Raw genomic sequence first — 18,940 nt, 5'->3', positions numbered from 1 at the left:
TTCAAGATCAGCGACATGCTCAAGTTCGAGAACACATCAAAAAGCATCTAACGCCACCTTCCAAGAAATAAACAAAAACTATGCAAGTAATGAGAAGTCGCAAATAAAGACAAAATAAACCAAATTACATAGATAAAATCTATGTGTTTTATAGTTACTACCCAATGGTTCGCCGCTTAAAAACTGCCTAAGATATCGTCATCAACGAGGCCTATTACACACCCTCGTATCCTTCAACTTTTGAAGAACGACGAAACAGGATGGATTCTGAGTCTGATTCATACGAAATACAGAACCAGGGTAACACTATGAAAAAAACCATTATTGCTCTCTCAATCTTAGCGTCTTGCAATGTGATGGCTCACTCTCATCACGCATCAGAGCGTTTAACTCACGGCGACCATGACCACTCATTCGATATGAGCGAGTACGATGTTGTGCTTTCTAATAACTATGACCCGTTTGCTAATGGCATTGAGTTTCTCTCTCCAACCATGTCTGCTGAGCAGCAAAGTTACTTCCCTTTATCTGAAAATGCCTCGACAAAACTAGCGGGGTCATTCCCAGAAATAATCTGGCGAGGTGAACCTCTATTCACGCCGGAATACAACAAAGAAAACATGGAAAAGGCGCAGCAAGAAGGCAAAATTCATCCAGAGTTAGCAGCGATGGAAGAAGCAATGACCAACCCTGTGATCTTTAAGCTATCAGACCGCATGTACAACGCATTTGGCTTTGAGGGAGCTTCGATCACCTTCCTTCAGGGTGACAAAGGACTGATCATTATCGACGCTGGTTCAACGGCTGAAACCGGTGAAGCCATGCTGTCGGCTTACCGTGACGCAACTGGAGACGAGCGTGAGGTTCATACGATTTTCTATACTCACCACCACCCAGATCAATGGGCAGGAACCGAGGGGCTAGCAACGCGTGAAGACTTCGAATCTGGCAAAATTAATGTCATCGCTCATGTTGATTTCCAGAAGAAAATGAATGAAGAGTCTGGCATTTATCTTAATCAACAGTCGATTCGAACCGCGTATGCATTTGGTGCCTTTATCCCTCATAACAATGACTACGATAAAGGGGTAAACCAAGGTGTTGGCTACCCAGCAGACATCGTGATGCAATCACAAAACAAATCCTTCTTCGCGCCAAATATCTTAGTCGACGATCTGATGATCATGAAGGTAGATGGCCTTACATTGGAGTTTTTCCACACCCCAGGAGAAGCGCCAGATGGTGTTGCACTCTATGTACATGAAACGGGAGACATGGTCGGTGGCGATACCATTCAAGGTGAAACCATTCCAAACCTCTACACCATTCGTGGTACCGAGTACCGTGACGGCCTTGAATGGGCAGACTCTATAGACCGCATGCGCCGCTATCAGCCAAAAACGCTTTCCCTACACCACGGCCGTTCTGCAGTAAGCCAAGAGCGTGTTGAAGATGTAATGAAAGCCTACGCGGATTCACTGCGCTACATGCAAGATCAAACGGTTCGCCATATCAACAAAGGCTATACCATGCATGAGCTTTCGGACAGTATCCGTCTGCCTGAAGAACTCAAAGATCACGATTACCTTCGCCCGTTGCGTGGCTCAGAATATCAAAATGTTGCCAATATCTATGCGGGTAATGTTGGTTGGTTCAATGGTGATGCCAGTGAGCTTGCGAAGCCTGCACACAAAGACATGGCGCAACTTTACGTTGATATGATGGGTGGCTCAGACGCCATTAGAAAGGCTGCGGATCGCATGATCGAGAAACAACAGTACGGTGAAGCGATGCAGATCCTAACGCATGTTATCCGAGTCGATCACAACGATATGTATGCTCGTGGACAAAAAGCCGTTGCGCTAGAGCGTTGGGGTTGGGAACAATCGACCCCGGGTTGGCGTCACTGGGCACTCACAGGTGCAGCAGAGCTTCGCGGAGAACTAGATGGCGTACTCGATACAATGAACTTTTTTGGCGATGCCAGCAAGTTCGTTGAGGCACCAACCGATGATGTGATGTCACTGATTCCAACTCGCCTAATAGCCGAGCAATTGAACACCAACGAGACGCACGTCATCAACCTTGTTGTGGATGGAAGCCCATACCTTGTCAACGTGTCTAACCGCACAATGGCTGTCGACAATGGTTTTAGCTCTGAGAGCGCCGATCTCACCGTCGATATGTCAAAACAAGACCTTGTTCACTTGTTCTTAGTCAAAGACATCAATGTTGAAGAATCAACAGCGAAAGCAACCAAGGGCGATATCAAGCAACTTCAACGTTTGGTTGATGTGATTGATACCTTCTCTCCGTTCTATCTACACCTTCGTTAACCCCAATAAATAACCCGTGCCTCATTCATTTGAGGCACGATAAGAGGTGCCCATGATAGACAAAGATACTTTTATCCCAAGGGCGTTAGCGGTTGCCATCGTTGTATTTCTTTTACTTGTTTAACTCGGAAATTAACGACTCGAGCTGACGTAATCGCCAAACCGCTCAAACAGAAAATCCAAAAACAGTCGGATACGCTTCGGCTGATATTTCTTGCTGATGTACACCACATTCAAGTCGGCGCTCGACACCGACATCGCGGTATTGAAGTTTTTCATGTAGCCATTAAGCAGAGTCACAAGGCGTTGGTTATTGATGTCATCTTGCACATCCAACACCGATTTAAGCGCAATGCCCTCACCTTTTAATGCCCAGTAGCGAATCACTTCGCCATCGTCTGAAAATCGCTTCGGCACAACCGTCACCGACTTCTTCATATCATTGTCTTGGAAGTGCCATGTCTTGAGCTCTTCATTGCTACGCAGCATGGCTAAACAGTCGTGTTCGACCAAATCTTGTGGTGTTAACGGTGTTCCATGTTTAGCAAGATATTCAGGAGAAGCGCACAACACACGTCGGCTTGGTGATAAGCGTCTGGATATCAAACTGCTGTCGACCAGTTCACCATAACGAATCACGATATCCATGCCAGATTCAGCAATGTTCGAGAGGTTATCGTTCAAATACAGGTAAGGAATAACGTCCGGATACTGCTGGCAAAACTCCGAAAGAATAGGAAGAATGTACTGCTTTCCGATGTCTTTTGGCGCGGCAATCTTTAGCGAGCCTTTGACTTCTTTTACGCCATTTTGAATCAGGTTTTCGGCCTCACTGACGTTGTCTAAAATCTCCAAACATGCCTTGTGATACAACTCCCCAGAGTCGGTCAAAGACACATGACGCGTGCTTCGATTCAACAACTTCACACCATATCGTTCTTCAAGCGCCTGCAGCCTTGCTGTCATGGTCGCAGGAGAAAGCCCTAACTCTCGCCCAGCCGCAGCTAACCCGTGATGCTTAACAATGCTCACGAACATCGCCATATCTGAAAACTTATCCATACGATTCTCGCTTCCACCTCTTCGTCTTACTTCTCGATCTTAATGCTCGATTTGAATACTCAGCCACACTATTCAGTTTAACCGAATAATGAATTTATATTTTAACCAATTATCAAATTTAGTCGAATAAATATAATGGCAAACATCAACAGAACAACGCAGGAATTCAGAGCATGACTAACGAATCGACTAAACAAGAGAAACACACTTTCGTCATCATTGGTGGCACATCAGGTATCGGCAAAGCACTAGCGATGCAACTAAGAAACGAGAACAACACGGTACATATTGCCAGCCGACACACCGGCGTTGATATCACGGATGAAAAGTCGATTTGTGAATACTTCGAATCGATTGGCGTGTTTGACCACTTAATCGTAACGGCTGGCTCATCCGCTCCCGCAGGAAAAGTAACAGACGTAGCAACCGCAGACGCTAAGACAGCTTTTGACACTAAGTTTTGGGGCAGCTTAAACGTAGCCAAACATGCCGCTCGTTACATGACACCAAACGGCTCTATCACGTTCACAACTGGCATGTTGTCACGCAAGGTTGTGGCAGGCACTTACGTAAAAACCGCCATCAACGCCGCACTAGAAAGCGTAACCAAAATACTGGCGAAAGAGCTATCCCCCATTCGAGTCAATGCCGTTAGCCCGGGTTTAACCATGACGGAAGCCTACAAAAACATGGACGATTCCGCTCGTACAAGCATGTACGACAACGCCAAAAACAACCTACCCGCAGGCAAGGTTGGCGAGCCTTCAGAGATAGCCATGGGTTACCTGTTCGCAATTAATAACCCATACGTCACTGGGTCAATCATCGATATCGATGGCGGCGCTCTACTCGGCTAACACTCCGCAAAGAAGCAAAGACATAAAGAACAATCGTTAGGGCGTGTATCTCACGTCCTAACAAACAAGAATTTACATAGGTAGATCATCATGAAACAAGAAACTGTCCACCAAGAAACTATCCATAAAGAAACTACCCATAAAGAAAAGATTCCATTCCAAGTTTGGATACTGACACTCGCTGCATTTGCAATCGGCACGGCTGAGTTTGTTATCGCAGGCATTCTTCCACAGATCGCCACATCACTTTCAATCACAGAAGGTCAAGCTGGCTACCTTATCAGTGCTTACGCGTTGGCTATCGTTATCGGCGGCCCGATCTTAACCATCTACCTAGCACGTTTTAACAAGAAGATGGTGCTGATTGGCTTAATGGCACTGTTCATCATCGGTAATGTCTTATCAGCCCTTGCTCCTAGCTACCCACTTCTACTTGCCAGCCGTGTTATCGCAGGCTTAGTGCAAGGCCCTTTTTATGGTATCGGTGCGGTTGTTGCAACCAACTTAGTGTCTGAAAAAATGGCAGGTCGTGCCGTTGGCCAGATGTTCGCAGGCTTAACACTCGCTAACGTTCTTGGCGTTCCAGCTGGTACATGGGTCAGCTTGCAATTCGGTTGGCACACCACTTTCTTTACCGTGGCAGCACTTGGCACTATCGCGATGCTTGCCATTCTGACTTCGATTAAGTCGACAGGTCACAGTGAAGCGAAGGACATCAAAACTCAGCTTCTAGCGTTCAAAAATCCAATGTTACTGATCAGCTTAGCAATCACCGCTTTTGCTTGGTCTGGCTTCATGACGCTTTACGGCTACCTTGCGCCAATCGCCATGCACATCACAGGTTACAGTCAAGAATCAGTGACTTGGATCTTAGTGATAGTGGGTGTTGGCTTAATCATCGGTAACACCTTGGGCGGACGCTCTTCAGATAAAAACCTAGGCAAAGCTTCAATGTTTTGGGCTATCGCGATGATCATTTCATTGGTGGTAGTTGGCCTTGTGGTAGACAACAAAATCCTCTTCGTTGCAGCTGCATTTGTCTTTGGTATTGCATCATTTGCGAACGTCCCTGCCATGCAACTTCGAGTAATGAACCACGGTGGCGAAGGGCAAGAGCTAGCAGCAACTGCGAATATCTCAGCGTTTAACTTAGCCAATGCCTTTGGTGGATTCCTTGGTGGCATGGTACTCGACAGCCAACTAGGCGCAGGCATGATTCCGTTCGCAGCCGTTGTGGTTCCTATCGTCGGCTTGTTCTTAATCGCTAAAGCTAACCGAAAAGAGAAACCACAAAGCAACTCAATATTTGCACCCACAGAAGCTAAATAATTTAAGAACTCCGTAACTTCAAAGTGCCAATTCATTATCAAACTGGAATTGGCACAGCACTAAAAATTCATAAAGGTAGAGATCATGAACAAGTTATTCGAAACATCAGAACTGAAAGGCCTAGAGCTGCAAAACCGTGTGGTTATGGCACCCATGACACGCGCTCGCACCAGCCAGCCTGGAAACGTGCCAAACGACATGATGGCGACTTATTACCAACAACGAGCAAGTGCAGGGCTAATCATCACTGAAGCCACACAAATTTCAGATGACTCTCAAGGTTACTCATTCACACCCGGCGTCTATACCGATGCGCAAATCGAAGGTTGGAAATCAGTAACAACAGCAGCAAAAGAGCAAGGTGCCGCGATATTCTGCCAACTATGGCACGTAGGCCGAGTATCACACCCTACCTTTCAAAAAGGCGAGTTGCCGATTGCACCTTCAGCACTGGCACCTATAGAAACGCAGGTTTGGATCTCTGATGAGAATGGTAACGGCAACATGGTGGATTGCATCCAACCAAGAGAGATGACCCAAGCCGATATCGATCGTGTTGTTCAAGATTTTGCTAACTCAGCGAAAAAAGCAGTCGAGGCAGGGTTCAACGGAGTGGAAATCCACGGTGGTAATGGCTACCTCATCGATCAATTCCTAAGAACCAATTCAAATAAGCGCACCGACAACTATGGAGGCAGCCGCGAGAACCGACTTCGTTTTCTAATCGAAGTGGTGGATGCAGTGATTGATGCGATTGGTGCCGATAAGGTGGGTGTTCGTTTAGCTCCGTTCATCACCTTCAAAGACATGAACTGCCCAGACATCGTGCCAACTATTTTAGAAGCTTCAAAGGCGCTACAAGCACGCGACATCGCTTACCTGCATCTATCAGAAGCAGATTGGGATGACGCACCTGTGATACCTGAAAGCTTCCGTTTAGAGCTAAGAGAGCTATTCTCTAACACCATCATCGTTGCTGGCAGCTACACACCAGAACGCGCCGAAGAAGTGTTAAGCAAAGGCTACGCCGACCTCGTCGCATTTGGTCGCCCATTCGTTGCGAATCCAGACCTCGTATCACGCCTACAAAACGGCAATGAACTATCCGATCTTGATGGCGCCACTCTGTTCGGCGGCAACGAAAAAGGCTATATCGATTACCCTGCGTTGTAGTGATAAAGCATTAAACAAACACCAAGCCTGCAGAGTACTGCAGGCTTAATTGTCTAGAAACGTGACCGAGCCGATACCTTTTTACACTCGAAAATCCAATTGCACATTTCAACTTAAACCACTGTTATATTTGAACTTTACACAAAAATTAATTATAGAAATATCAATAATAATTCCGATTTAAACGGATAAATGAGGACTCTCCATTGTTCAATGTAGGACAGGTTTACAATCGACGTACAGATATACACGGTCATTACAAAGGTCAGCAATATGGCGGTATCGCGACGCCGGCTGCTCACCCATATGTGTTTATCTTCACTAGCGATGCTGGTGAAGAATTTGGCTACTCTGATGGTTTTAGTGCAGACGGCACTTTCCGATATACAGGAGAAGGGCAAGAAGGTGATATGCAAATGGTTAAAGGAAACTTGGCCATCTTTGAACACCAAAACAACCTCAAAGAGATTCTCTTATTCGAATCAGTCTCAACTGGCTTCGTAAGATTCGTCGGTGTTTGCAACTACATCTGTCATCACATCGAACAGCGCCCAGACAAGAACGATCAACTCCGTGATGCAATAGTTTTCCATTTAGATATCGTCCCTCAAAGTATCGGAAACATCATTCAATCTCCGAAAGTTTCATACCTTACTAAGCCGACTAAAAGTAAGTCTCTGAAGCAATTACGAGACATTGCGTTAGCTTCAACGCCACTAAAAGCTGACCCCAAAGAACAACTCACGCATGTGAAGTACCGCAGTGAAGCAATCAAGCTTTACGCAAAGAAACGAGCAAATGGGCTTTGTGAAGGTTGTGGTGTGCCCTCGCCTTTTGAGACCAAGTCAGGTCCTTACCTAGAAGTGCATCACCTGACACGGTTAGCTGATGGTGGAGCTGATTGCCCTGAAAATGTAATTGCACTCTGTCCGACTTGCCATCGTAAAGCACATTACTCTGTGGAAGCTGCAGATTTCAATGCGAAACTCATCGAGAAAGCACTAAAAATTGAAGAGAATCTGTTGTAAACATTTTCGACAGGCAAAAGAAAGGCTCGCGTGACTAGTGCGAGCCTTATGCAGTTTAGGGGGTAAACCACAATCTGATATTAATTTGGGTAATTATTTAACTTATGAGCCAGTATGCACCTGTGCGCATTGATGTACTATTTTTATATGATTCATCGCGATAAATCAATCGATAAAAGTTAGAGTTTGGTCAATTTAAACCATACAGATTGAAATGATTTAGCGATCTACATCTCGAAAATCATCATAAAACCCATAAAAATCAGATCTATAGGCTTCTCATTTGCCAGTAGCCTTCACCATTGGTCGAGAGTTGGCTGTGTAAATAATCAAGCGTATCTGCGACTATTCCTGAAATGCCTTGTGGTGGGTTGAATAACAACAAACCACTGCCGATTAGGCGATCATCACCCTTAGGGTCTCGAAGGCGAAGCTCCGACTTAATCGGACTTGGCAGCAAACCATCTTTCACTGCAGTAACACAGTGATTCAGAATCAGTGAGCTCTTGTCATCCGTGTAAAGCGGGTACCAAATTAGTGCAGATACCTTATCAGATTGTTGATACGCCTTAACCAAGGCATCGATCACCGCGAGATATTCAGAATCGGTTTCATAGGGAGGATCGATAACAATCAGGTGATGATTATCGTGTTTTGCTACGTCATCAGGCAACGCTTTAAGCCCATCACCCGCGGAAATAGTCAGCTTGCTTGAGACATCAAGGTCACGTTGTAACGTCTCAATATTAGTTTGCAGTAAATCAGCTTCATCTTGCTGAATGTCTGAAAAATAGAAACTATCTTGGCTACGGCCTTGTTGGTAAGTGATGGCTGCTGAGCCCGGATAGAGAGAGATAAGTTGATTCGGATTGTAGTATTCCAGCACCGACATAAATGAAGCAAAGGCCGGAGGAAGATAAGCTTTATTTCGCCACAAGTACCCGACCCCTTCTGCAAACTCACCCGCGTGATTGCTTGGTGCGGTAGTTAAATCATAACAGCCTGTACCTGAGTGGGTGTCGATAACATTCAGGCGTGAATGCTGCTGCATTAATGATTTAACCAGTGCACTCAATACTGGATGCTTGAGTGCATCACCGTGGTCGCCTACATGACATTGATGTCGATATTCCATTCCCTTGCCTCATTTCTACTGACGTCATATAAACATACTTCATATAATGAGGGCTTGCCTGCTCAATCCATTGTTTTTTTAAATAGGCTCACTTTTCTCTAACCAGTTGACTCTTATAAAAAATAAAGCCCTTCGTCTTGCTACAAACGAAAGGCTTTGCTGAACTCACTCGTTGGTCAATGAGGACTAAGGCTGAGCGCTATCCAATTAGAAAACTTAAGCAATCAGGAAACTAAGGATACTCACCCTCAACTTCTACTACTGGTTTCACCTGATAGTGACAAGGCTGTAGGCCAAGTAATTTAGGTAGGGTGATGCCTACTGAAATGGAGGACCACGTACCGCTGACAATACCCACAACGAGTGCAATAGCGAAACCTTGCAGTGCCGCGCCACCCAGTAGCCAAAGCGCAGAGACGGTTATTAGAGTTGTTCCTGAAGTCACCATGGTGCGTGAGAAGGTCGCTTTAACTGATTCGTTAAGCAGGTTGTCAGTATCACCGCTTGGATTGCCACGCAGCATTTCACGAACACGGTCGGCAATGATGATCGAGTCATTCAATGAATAACCCAAAATCGCCAACACAGCCGCTAACACAGTCAGGTTGAACTCAAACTGAGTAAAAGCGAACAGACCCAAGATAAGCGTCACGTCATAGATGATCGCGGCAAGGGCACCGAGTGCTAAACGCCATTCAAATCGTACACTCAGGTACAGCATGATCATTAGGAAACACACCAATACCGCCAAGCCACCTTGGTCAACCATGTCTTGACCCACTTGAGGGCCAACCACGCTGCTGTTAAGCACTTTTACTTGGTCACTTACAGAAGACAAAGCATCCACTAAGTTTGGCTGTGGAGCGTCTGTCAGTTGACTGTAACGAATTGTCCAGCGATCCTGTTCTGCCATACCAACCACTTGTACGTCTTGTTGGAAAGCCGTATCAAGTTTGGTTTTTAACGCATCTTTGGTTACTTGATCAGAGAGCTGAACCTCGGCAACCACACCGCCAGTAAAGTCCAAGCCCCAGTTAAAACCTTTCACTGCCACCAGCATCACAGAGCTCATGAACAGCACAATAGAAATCACAGACATCACCTTACGAAGGCGAGTCATGCTGCTGTTTGAAATAGTCATATTTGAAATACTCATGCTTAAATTCTTACATCGTGGCGTTGGTCACGCCCCCAAACCAAATTGATGATCGCTCGTGAAGCAAAAATGCCCGTGAACATACTGGTTAGAAGGCCTAAGCCCAGTGTCAGAGCGAAGCCCTGAATCGGTCCATTACCAATGGTATATAGAGCCACAGCAACGATCATGGTGGTGACGTTAGCATCGAAAATAGAAGAGAACGCACTGTCAAAACCACGATCGATGGAGCTAGCAAAGCTGCGGCCTTCTTTCATCTTGTCTCGAATACGTTCGAAGATAAGCACATTGGTATCTACCGCCATACCGACGGTCAGTACTAAACCCGCAATACCCGGCAGAGTTAATACCGCACCCGGTAGCAGCGCAATCAAACCAAACAATGTGGTCATGTTAACCACCAATGCGCAGTTCGCGACCCAACCAAGACGGCGGTACCATAGCGCCATAAACGTTAGCGTAAGGCCAAGGCCAAGTGCCAAAGCAGCAAAGCCGTTAGTTACGTTTTCAGCACCCAAAGATGGGCCAATGGTACGTTCTTCAATGATGGTCACTGGCGCAGTCAATGAACCCGCACGCAGCAGTAACGCAAGCTCTTGCGCTTCAGCCAAGCTGCCAGCACCAGTAATTCTGAAACGACTACCCAGTTGAGACTGGATGTTTGCCACACTGATCACTTCACTGTCTTGCTTGCTGTTGCCCGCTCTATCACGACTGTATTCGCTGTACACGGTTGCCATTGGCTTACCGATGTTATGACGTGAGAACTCGGACATTTTCTTACCACCAGAAGAATCTAGGGTAATGTTTACTTCTGCGCTGCCCATCTCACCAATGCCACTACGAGCATCAATAATGTGTTCACCGCTCAGTACTGCTTTGCGAGCGACAACGACACGATTGCCATCTGTATCTTTTAGCGTTTGAGTATTACGAGTTGCATTGTCGTAAACAGAGTAGAACGCCAAAGATGCGGTTGCACCAATCACGTCTTTTGCTGCTGCAGGGTCTTGAACACCTGGCAATTCAATACGAATACGGCTTTCACCTTGGCGTTGAATCGATGCTTCTGTGATGCCTAATTCTTCAATACGGCTGCGCATGATTTGCAGGTTTTGTTGAACTGTTAGGTTGCGTAGCGTTCTTTGCTCTTCTTCAGACTGAGTTAACGTCAGTGACTTATCTGAACGATCACGTAGCCAATGTGGGAACTCTTCACGAATCAGCTTTTGTGCTTTTTCGAAATCGGCGTCGGTACGGAAATCAAACTGAACCTGGTCGTTGACCACTTTACCGCGTGCATAACGCACCTGACTGGTCACCTCGTCGACCATCGCTTGAGCTTGTGCGTGGTAAACCGGTTCCATGTCCACTTCTAATAAGAACTGCACTCCACCGCGTAAATCTAGGCCTAGCTGAATCGGTGCAAAGCCCATGTCAGTCAGCCATTTAGGTGCTGCTGGCTCCATCGCTAGCGCAACCGTCGCGTTGTCGAGGAAGCGCTCATTGAGTACTTCTTTGGCTTTCGCTTGTTGCTCAGCATCTTCTAAGATGACCACTAAACGTTTGTCTTTTTGAAAGGCTGATTTGGCTTGAATGCCTTCGCTAGCAAGATATTGCGTCACTTGAGTGGCGTCGATCGTCTGCTCAGAGCGGTTACTGATTTGAACCGAGGCATCTTCGCCAAACCAAGAAGGTAGAGCGCTTAGAATCATGATGATGATGGTGGCAATAAGCACCACGTATTTCCACTTTGAGTAGTGGTTAATTTGTTTTCTTGGAATGCGTTTTTTCACAGTCAAGATCTCTTCTTTTTACCAATCACCGTAAACACGTGCTCAAAAATAGCGCCGGGAAAAAGCAGTGATCGAGCGTTTTAACCAGCTAGGATGGCCAGTTATTTACTGCGATTGGTATAACTAATGTTTTGCGAACACAAACGACAACTAGTCACAACCAAAACAAGCTGATTGAGTAACAGTGAGGCTAATAATTGTGTGTCGCTATATTGGGTTAATTGGCGAGTTCAACGAGCGCGAGGCGATCATCGATACGACCAATTTAAGGTCAAACGATTAGCTAAGAAGTTCTCGGAAATGCGAGTATTGAATGTTGCCCTCTTTCCACCCAGAAAGCCGGGAGGACGGAGAACTCACAATGCTGGTCCAGTGCTGCTTGGAATCCAACAACGGCGTGTTGAAGAGCAGAGAAGCCAGTAATGAAGGGGGTGAAAAGTCGATCAGTAGATGATAAGCAGGCTCAAGATCGGCCACGCTTTCTTGCTCGTTACTGAGCATACGTCTGAAGTTTGCAGCTTGGAGGCTCGACTCGGTGTCATGATAGTTGGAACTGTCACCATAAGGCACGGTACCAAACGGAACCTTATCGCACTCTAAGTAGCTCGACGGATTATCCGTAGCGGCTTGTTTACACTGTTTTATCGAGGAAGATTGTTCATTCTGTGAAGATTGCTCTTGAGCCGAATGAATTTGAAATGGCTTAGAAGGGAACGAATAGCCGTTAGAGTTCACTAAGCCAAAGCTCAGTAAAAACAACATTAAGACTAATCGGGTACCTAATTTAAGCAATCTAATATCCAAACAACATTCTCGTAGATCGTCAATCTACAATACAAATGAAACGCTGTCTTGATTTAAAACATTTTTTTAGAAAATGATACGATGCAACCGATTAGGCACTCACGGCATTTAGATTTATATACCTCAAAAAGAGCTCAACAAAGCTTGGTGCATAGATATTATGAATGGTGTAAAAACAAGAAAGCCAAGCGATGTGCGCTTGGCTTTGGGTTAAGTGTTTCAGTCTGCTTTAGGCTTTAGGCTTTAGGCTTTAGGCTTTAGGACGCATGATGTTCTTAACCTTACGGCTATTTTCACCAAAGATGCGTTGGACAAGTTGATTCATATCTTCACGAGAAATTGAGTTAACCGTCGCTTTCACGTTAAACAAGGCTTCTACACCATAGTCGTGCAAAAGATAACGAGACACGAACCATGCTTGATCAACAACACTAGTATCTAAAGGCGTAAAGTCCGCTTCTAGTTGCTTGCCTGCCGCTCTAATCTCATCATTTGATACGCCCTTCAGAAGGTCTCCAATCACTTTATCAATCGCGACCTCTATCTTATCGGCATTTTTAGGGTCGATCAGCGCACCAATAAACCAGTCATGGCTTGTATCACCATCTTGCGATACACAGTAAGCATAAGGTGAGTAATCTAGACTTAAATCTTCACGTATGTACGCGTCTAAACGAGTAACAAGCAGGCGTTGCAGCATGTCTTCCATAAAGATATCTTTCGCCGTTTTCCCTCTTACTATTCCAGTTTGCTCGGAAGGCTCCGCAATGACTCTTAGCATGTACTCAGTGCTATTAGCCGTGTTGACCGACAAATCAATACGCGCTTTAGATGGGTGCTTGTACGCGACGTTAAAGTCAGGCACAACGGCTTTTTCCAATGGAATAGAAGCCAAGTACTGGCGAACCAGAGGTTTCAGTTCACTTGGATCAATGTCGCCCACAATAACCAGCTGATTATTTCGGAATTGACCAAACAACTGCTGATGGACGCTCTTTATCTCTTCAACAGAAACCGTTTCCACACTTTTACTATCGAGCAGCACATGATCACTGTCCGCTTGATAGGTATTTTGGTTCATTGCATATGCGAACTGACCAGTAGGGCTTGCTAAGTAAGAATCTCGATTTTGAATGAACTCTTGCTTAACCGCCTCCAGTTGCTCTGGCGATACCTTGACTGATGTAACGATCGCGTTGAGCGCAGCAAAAGTTTCCGCTAAGCCATTACTGGTGAGCTTAAATTCGACGCCATGGTGAGTAAAATCGATAAACGGATAAACCTGAATATCTTCACGATCCAAATGCGCATCAAGCTCCGTTCCTGAAAAACTGCCAACACCACTTCTACCGATAGCAGCAAGAGCTAACTCTGACGCTGGATATAACTTAGGATCGAGTGCGGCCTTACCACCTAAGCTTGTGTAGTAAATACCTATGTCATCGCCTGCGAGATAGTCACGCAGATACCACATATCGATACCATTGCTAAGCGTCCACTTTTGAACATATGGGTCTACATACATCTGTTCCACTAACTCAATATCGCCTTGCGAACTAGGAACAGCAAAAGCACTGCTGGTCACCGAAAACAACGGTTTGGCACCCTTTTCGCTATAAGTTGCTTTCAAGCTCTCGATGGCTTGGGTAACGGCGACTTTATCTTCACTTTCATTCATACCAACCACTACAAAATAGTCGCTAGAAAGCAAAGCCTTAATATTGGCATTAATCGCATCAAGATCGAGGTTTGCGACAAACTCTTCAAGGCTCGCTTCATAGTCTCGTTGTGATTGCACGATTTGTTCGTTCACTAAAGCCGTCGCTTTCTGGTTAGCGTGCTGCACGCTGTCCATATTGTCCCAATCGATCTCAACATTATCGAGCAAGTCTTGATAATAATGCTGTTCGCTAATTATCTCATTTTCAGAGACGCCATAATCACGCAGAGATGCCAATGTGGCGATTAGCTCCTTTTGAGTCACCTCACGAGCGCCGACAGGAAAGCCAACATCCACCAATGAATAGCGCTGATATTCCATAGAATAATGTTTGGAACTTATCCATTGAGTTGGCAAAGCCGCATCATTGAACTTGGTATTAAGTCGCTGCCTGATCAGTTGCTGTGCTGTCTCATCAAGCCAAAGTTGATGCTGTTGCGCGCGAGTGTCTACCGCACTTGCCCCTCGGTTGATCATCAAAGAGATACTTGGCGCTTCCGATTCTGCATACTCAATATAATCACCTTCATTAAAGGTGGTAATTCTTTGTTTTACTGGCTTGGGAGTTTGTCCTCGCTGCCAATCTGAAAACTTCTGTTCAATTAATGGAATGACGGTTTTTGTGTCAATGTCACCGGAGACAATCACCTCAACGTTCTGAGGTTGATACCAAGTCTGATAAAAGTTATTTAGCCCTTGGGAAGTCGCGCTGAGTACAGACTCTTTAGTACCAAGTGCATCTTGGCCTTCATACTGACCACCCTCAATGAAGTGGTCTAAAAACTGTTCTGCGAATGGCTTGTCGTCTAAGCGTGCATAACGGAACTCACCAAGAATCACACCTTTCTCTTTTTCGACTTCTGAACTTGATAGGTCCAGAGCATCACCAATGTCTCGCATCCACGTCAGGGCAGACTGTAATTGGACATTGTCAGGTAAATCTAATTGATACACAGTTTCTTGGTAAGAAGTGTAGGCATTGATATCAGCGCCAAAGCTAGCGCCTGCATCTTCGAATAGACGAATCACGTCATTTTGAGAGAAATTTTTACTGCCATTGAATGCCATGTGCTCCAAAAAGTGCGCATAACCTTCTTGTTGGTCAGTCTCTTGGAACGAACCCGCGTGCACAACTAAACGAACAGATACGGATTCTTCATGATCTGGATAAACATGGTAGGTAAGGCCATTTTCTAGCTGGCCTGATGTCCATGCCGGATCCGGCTGGATTAAGGTTTCGGTGATACTTGATGTTGAACTACAGCCAACCAAGGTGAGGCATACAGCCGCCGCTAAATAATATGTTTTCATAACAACCTCTTAATGTCATTCATCGACAATATACAGATTGAGTTAACGATTATTATTTAATATTGAACCGGATGAGTATCTTTGTGATCTAGATCTTTATTTTATAAATTGCACTCAGTTATATAAGGCGCAAATTACGAGCATTTAAAAGTCAGTAACTAGTTTAAAAGTGACAAGCTTGAAAGTGATGAATTAAAAAGTAACGAGTTTAAAGACTAACCCTAACCCAAATAAAAAAGCCAAATGACGGTGCATTTGGCTTAGGTTCGATATCTTAGATTTAAGGTTGAAAGCGACTTTTCTACAAGGTCACTCTCTCAATGGGCTTAACTTTTTGGCCTTAACAAGTTCTTCAACTGGTAGCTGTTATCTCCAAAAATTTCTTTAGCATACTCCGTCATATCTTTACTAGAAATTGAATCTGTCGTTCCCTGTAAGTCAAACAGTGCCTCAACACCGTAGTCATGAATTAAGTAACGTGAAATAAACCAAGCTTGTTGAGTAGGCTTATATTGAAGTGGCGTGAGGTCAGCCACTAGCTGTTTAGCAGCGGTTCGAGTCTCATCTTCAGAAATGCCTTTAACGGCTTCAGCAATAACTTTATCAATCGCCTGTTCTATCTTATCTGAGTTCTCAGGCGCAGCTAAAGAGCCGACCAACCAGTCATAACTTGGCTCACTGTCTTGAGATACCGAATACACAAAAGGCGCATAATCCAAGCCTAATTCTTCGCGAACATAAGCCGTTAGACGGCTCGACAATACACGCTGAAGCATATCGTCCATAAACACATCCTTTGCTGTTTTCTCTCGAGCTTGCTGAGAAATAATACGCAATAAGTACTGGCTGCTGTCTTCATTATTGATGGATATATCGATTCGTTCTTTCGAATCAGTGCTATAGGCAACTTGATAATCAGGAGACACAACGGCTTCCAATGGCAATGAAGCAACATATTGGCGTACGAGAGGCTTAATTTCAGATGGCTTAATATCAGCAACGATGACAAGCGTATTGTCTCTTAACTTCTGAAAGAGTTGGTGCTGAACGTCAAGTATATCTTGAGATGTCACGGCTTCAATATCTTCACTTTCCAACATGATATGACGACTGCTATCTTGATAACTATTATGGTTAACCATCTGAATAAACTGACCCACTGGGGTTTCTAGATAAGCCGTGCGATCTTGTGCAAATTCAGATTTTACAGCCTCAAGCTGATCGCTGTCGATTTTAGGTTCGGTCACAATGGTATACAATGCAGCCAAGCCTTCTGCGAGCGTCTTTTTCTTAGTGCTGATTTCCAGCCCATGATGAGTAAAGTTGATGAAGGGATAAATTTGGATGTCTTTGCGTTTCAAATGGGTATTTAATTCCGATCCACTGAATTTACCAACACCACTACGGATCGATGCTGAAATCGCCACCTCTGACGCAGGAAATAAAGAAGAATCTAGGGCTGCTTTTCCACCTTCACTCGCATAATAAACACCAACATTATTACCCACCTCAGGGTTTCGTAAATACCAAACCTCGATACCATTGCTCAATGTCCATTGTTGTAAGTTAGGATCCTCACTCACCTGAATTTGTTTCACAATGTCGCCTTGAGATTCTGGCACGCTAAACGCAGAACTTGCGGTAACGAGCAGTGGCTTGTTACCTTTCTTTTCATAGGCTTTTCTGACATCTTTTAGCTCATTATCCATTGCTAGCATGTCTTCCTTAGAAGATAAACCTAACCCCAAAATGTAAGGGCTAGAAAGCAAATCATCTAAGTTATCATTCACAGCCTCGAGATCCGTATTCGCAAGAAACGTTTTCAAACTCGACTTATAATCAAGCTGTGATTGAACAGGCTGGTTAATCACCAATGCTGTCGATTTACCATCAGCATGAGCCACAGCATCCATTTGATCCCAGTTTAATTGAATGTCATCGAGGTTCGCTTGGTATTGCTGAAGCACACTCGCCAACTCATACTCACTTACGCCATAGTCACGCAAAGAGGCGAGAGTAGAAACAAACTGCTGCTGACTTTGCTCTCGGCTATTAACAGGAAAACCGACGGTAGTAATCGAATACCTTTGGTATTCTAATAAATAGGGTGTTGAAGCAGCCCACTGCACAGGTAACGCAGCGTCAACAAAGTCAGAATTCAACCTTTGTTGGATAAGTTGTTGAGCAATATCATCTAACCAAAGCTGATGTTGTTGCTCATGGCTCTGTGTCACTCTTTCCCCACGGTCAATGACTATCCCGATGCTCGGTGGCTCGACACCAGATCCATACGCCACAAAATCTTGAGTATTGTAATCCACTGACGTGTTCTTCACGGGAACCGGTGTTATGCCTCTTTGCCAATCAGAGAAAGTATCTTCAATCAAAGGGATAACTTCTGCCAGTGTGATATCACCAGAGACAATCACTTCGGTTAACTGAGGTTGATACCAGGTTTGGTAGTAGTTCTTTAATTCTTGAACATTCGCTTTAGAAACGGATTCTTTATTGCCAATAGGATCGTTACTTTGGTAAGTCGTCCCTTCAACCAGATGATCGTAGAACTTAAACGAGAGAGGTTTATCTTCAACTCGCGTGTATCGAAACTCCCCAAGTATCACACCTTTCTCTTTTTCGATTTCAGCTTCGGACAGCAGTAAACCATCGCCAATGTCTCTAAACCAAGCCAGGGCTTTGTCTAGGTTCTTATTGTCGGGCAGATCTAATTTATAGAGGGTTTCTTGGTAAGAGGTGTAAGCATTTAAGTCTGCACCAAAACTGGCACCAGATTGCTCAAATAGCTCGACCACCTCATTTCCTGAAAAGTTCTTGCTGCCATTAAACGCCATATGCTCAACAAAGTGGGCGTACCCTTTCTGTTGTTCGCTCTCTTGCAAAGATCCGGCATGCACGAGTAAGCGTACCGAGACAGGTTGTTCTTGGTCAGGGTAGACATGGTAGGTTAATCCGTTATCTAACTCTCCTTTGACCCAGTATGGATCGGATTTCAATAACGTTTGTTGTTGAGGAGTAGAGCTGCAACCTAGCAATGTGGAGCTCAATACGACGACTAAATAGTATGCTTTCATAACGATCTCTTTGGAGGGCTTTCCTCCAATATATCCGATCGCAATAGCATAATAATTTTATATAAATTCAGTCATTTAAATTTTGAGAGACAATCTGAACATGCATGAAACTGTCAACTTTATAAATTACACAATCTGATAGTC

The 18,940-nt window shown here is 44.8% G+C and carries 12 protein-coding genes; 5 read left to right on the top strand and 7 right to left on the bottom strand.

All coding sequences use genetic code 11. From position 1 onward, the window contains the following. Positions 1-308 precede the first annotated feature (308 nt). Positions 309-2,336 carry an alkyl sulfatase dimerization domain-containing protein gene (locus tag AB4496_RS10510; RefSeq protein WP_232281799.1) on the top strand — a complete coding sequence of 676 codons (2,028 nt, stop codon included), beginning with the start codon at positions 309-311 and terminating at the stop codon, positions 2,334-2,336. Between the two features lie 132 nt (positions 2,337-2,468). On the opposite strand, the gene AB4496_RS10505 is transcribed toward AB4496_RS10510, so the two are convergent. Next, a complete protein-coding gene (locus AB4496_RS10505; RefSeq protein WP_009846069.1) occupies positions 2,469-3,398 on the bottom strand; it encodes a LysR family transcriptional regulator in 930 nt (309 codons plus the stop codon). Positions 3,399-3,571: 173 nt separating this feature from the next. Here AB4496_RS10505 and AB4496_RS10500 point away from each other — a divergent pair, with 173 nt between their 5' ends. The 4 genes from AB4496_RS10500 (at position 3,572) to AB4496_RS10485 (ending at position 7,785) form a co-directional block, all read left to right on the top strand. After that, complete coding sequence (locus AB4496_RS10500) at positions 3,572-4,255, top strand: SDR family oxidoreductase (protein WP_009846068.1); 684 nt, start codon at positions 3,572-3,574, stop codon at positions 4,253-4,255. Between the two features lie 90 nt (positions 4,256-4,345). Beyond that, positions 4,346-5,584, top strand: coding sequence for an MFS transporter (locus AB4496_RS10495; protein WP_009846067.1), 1,239 nt, complete (start codon positions 4,346-4,348; stop codon positions 5,582-5,584). 84 nt (positions 5,585-5,668) lie between these two features. Beyond that, positions 5,669-6,757: an alkene reductase gene (locus tag AB4496_RS10490; protein ID WP_009846066.1), complete on the top strand. Its 1,089-nt coding sequence runs from the start codon at positions 5,669-5,671 to the stop codon at positions 6,755-6,757. Between the two features lie 206 nt (positions 6,758-6,963). Then, positions 6,964-7,785: an HNH endonuclease signature motif containing protein gene (locus AB4496_RS10485; RefSeq protein ID WP_009846065.1), complete on the top strand. Its 822-nt coding sequence runs from the start codon at positions 6,964-6,966 to the stop codon at positions 7,783-7,785. 268 nt (positions 7,786-8,053) lie between these two features. Here the strand turns inward: AB4496_RS10485 and rlmJ are convergent, their stop codons facing one another. From rlmJ to AB4496_RS10455, 6 genes are all read right to left on the bottom strand, one after another. Then, positions 8,054-8,920 (bottom strand): 23S rRNA (adenine(2030)-N(6))-methyltransferase RlmJ, encoded by an 867-nt coding sequence (rlmJ, locus tag AB4496_RS10480; RefSeq protein WP_009846064.1) that lies wholly within the window; start codon positions 8,918-8,920, stop codon positions 8,054-8,056. A 232-nt stretch (positions 8,921-9,152) separates the two neighbouring features. Next, positions 9,153-10,076, bottom strand: a complete 924-nt coding sequence (secF, locus tag AB4496_RS10475) for a protein translocase subunit SecF (protein ID WP_009846063.1) — start codon at positions 10,074-10,076, stop codon at positions 9,153-9,155. A 2-nt stretch (positions 10,077-10,078) separates the two neighbouring features. Then, positions 10,079-11,878 (bottom strand): protein translocase subunit SecD, encoded by a 1,800-nt coding sequence (gene secD, locus AB4496_RS10470; protein WP_009846062.1) that lies wholly within the window; start codon positions 11,876-11,878, stop codon positions 10,079-10,081. 273 nt (positions 11,879-12,151) lie between these two features. Next, positions 12,152-12,634 (bottom strand): hypothetical protein, encoded by a 483-nt coding sequence (locus AB4496_RS10465; RefSeq protein ID WP_009846061.1) that lies wholly within the window; start codon positions 12,632-12,634, stop codon positions 12,152-12,154. 292 nt (positions 12,635-12,926) lie between these two features. Next, positions 12,927-15,707: a pitrilysin family protein gene (locus tag AB4496_RS10460; protein WP_009846060.1), complete on the bottom strand. Its 2,781-nt coding sequence runs from the start codon at positions 15,705-15,707 to the stop codon at positions 12,927-12,929. A 326-nt stretch (positions 15,708-16,033) separates the two neighbouring features. Further along, positions 16,034-18,796, bottom strand: coding sequence for a pitrilysin family protein (locus AB4496_RS10455; RefSeq protein WP_102257694.1), 2,763 nt, complete (start codon positions 18,794-18,796; stop codon positions 16,034-16,036). Between the last annotated feature and the right edge of the window lie 144 nt (positions 18,797-18,940).

Source organism: Vibrio sp. 10N.222.46.A1 (assembly GCF_041473595.1).
GTDB lineage: Bacteria > Pseudomonadota > Gammaproteobacteria > Enterobacterales > Vibrionaceae > Vibrio > Vibrio tasmaniensis_A.
The sequence above is the reverse complement of the archived record's forward strand: the minus strand, read 5'-3'. Positions and strand labels throughout refer to the sequence as shown.

Coding starts and splice junctions, on each gene's coding strand:
- AB4496_RS10500 (WP_009846068.1), top strand. CDS start 3,572: ATGACTAACGAATCGACTAAACAAGAGAAACACACTTTCGTCATCATT.
- AB4496_RS10510 (WP_232281799.1), top strand. CDS start 309: ATGAAAAAAACCATTATTGCTCTCTCAATCTTAGCGTCTTGCAATGTG.
- rlmJ (WP_009846064.1), bottom strand. CDS start 8,920: ATGGAATATCGACATCAATGTCATGTAGGCGACCACGGTGATGCACTC.
- secF (WP_009846063.1), bottom strand. CDS start 10,076: ATGAGTATTTCAAATATGACTATTTCAAACAGCAGCATGACTCGCCTT.
- AB4496_RS10490 (WP_009846066.1), top strand. CDS start 5,669: ATGAACAAGTTATTCGAAACATCAGAACTGAAAGGCCTAGAGCTGCAA.
- AB4496_RS10495 (WP_009846067.1), top strand. CDS start 4,346: ATGAAACAAGAAACTGTCCACCAAGAAACTATCCATAAAGAAACTACC.
- AB4496_RS10465 (WP_009846061.1), bottom strand. CDS start 12,634: ATGTTGTTTTTACTGAGCTTTGGCTTAGTGAACTCTAACGGCTATTCG.
- AB4496_RS10460 (WP_009846060.1), bottom strand. CDS start 15,707: ATGAAAACATATTATTTAGCGGCGGCTGTATGCCTCACCTTGGTTGGC.
- AB4496_RS10455 (WP_102257694.1), bottom strand. CDS start 18,796: ATGAAAGCATACTATTTAGTCGTCGTATTGAGCTCCACATTGCTAGGT.
- AB4496_RS10505 (WP_009846069.1), bottom strand. CDS start 3,398: ATGGATAAGTTTTCAGATATGGCGATGTTCGTGAGCATTGTTAAGCAT.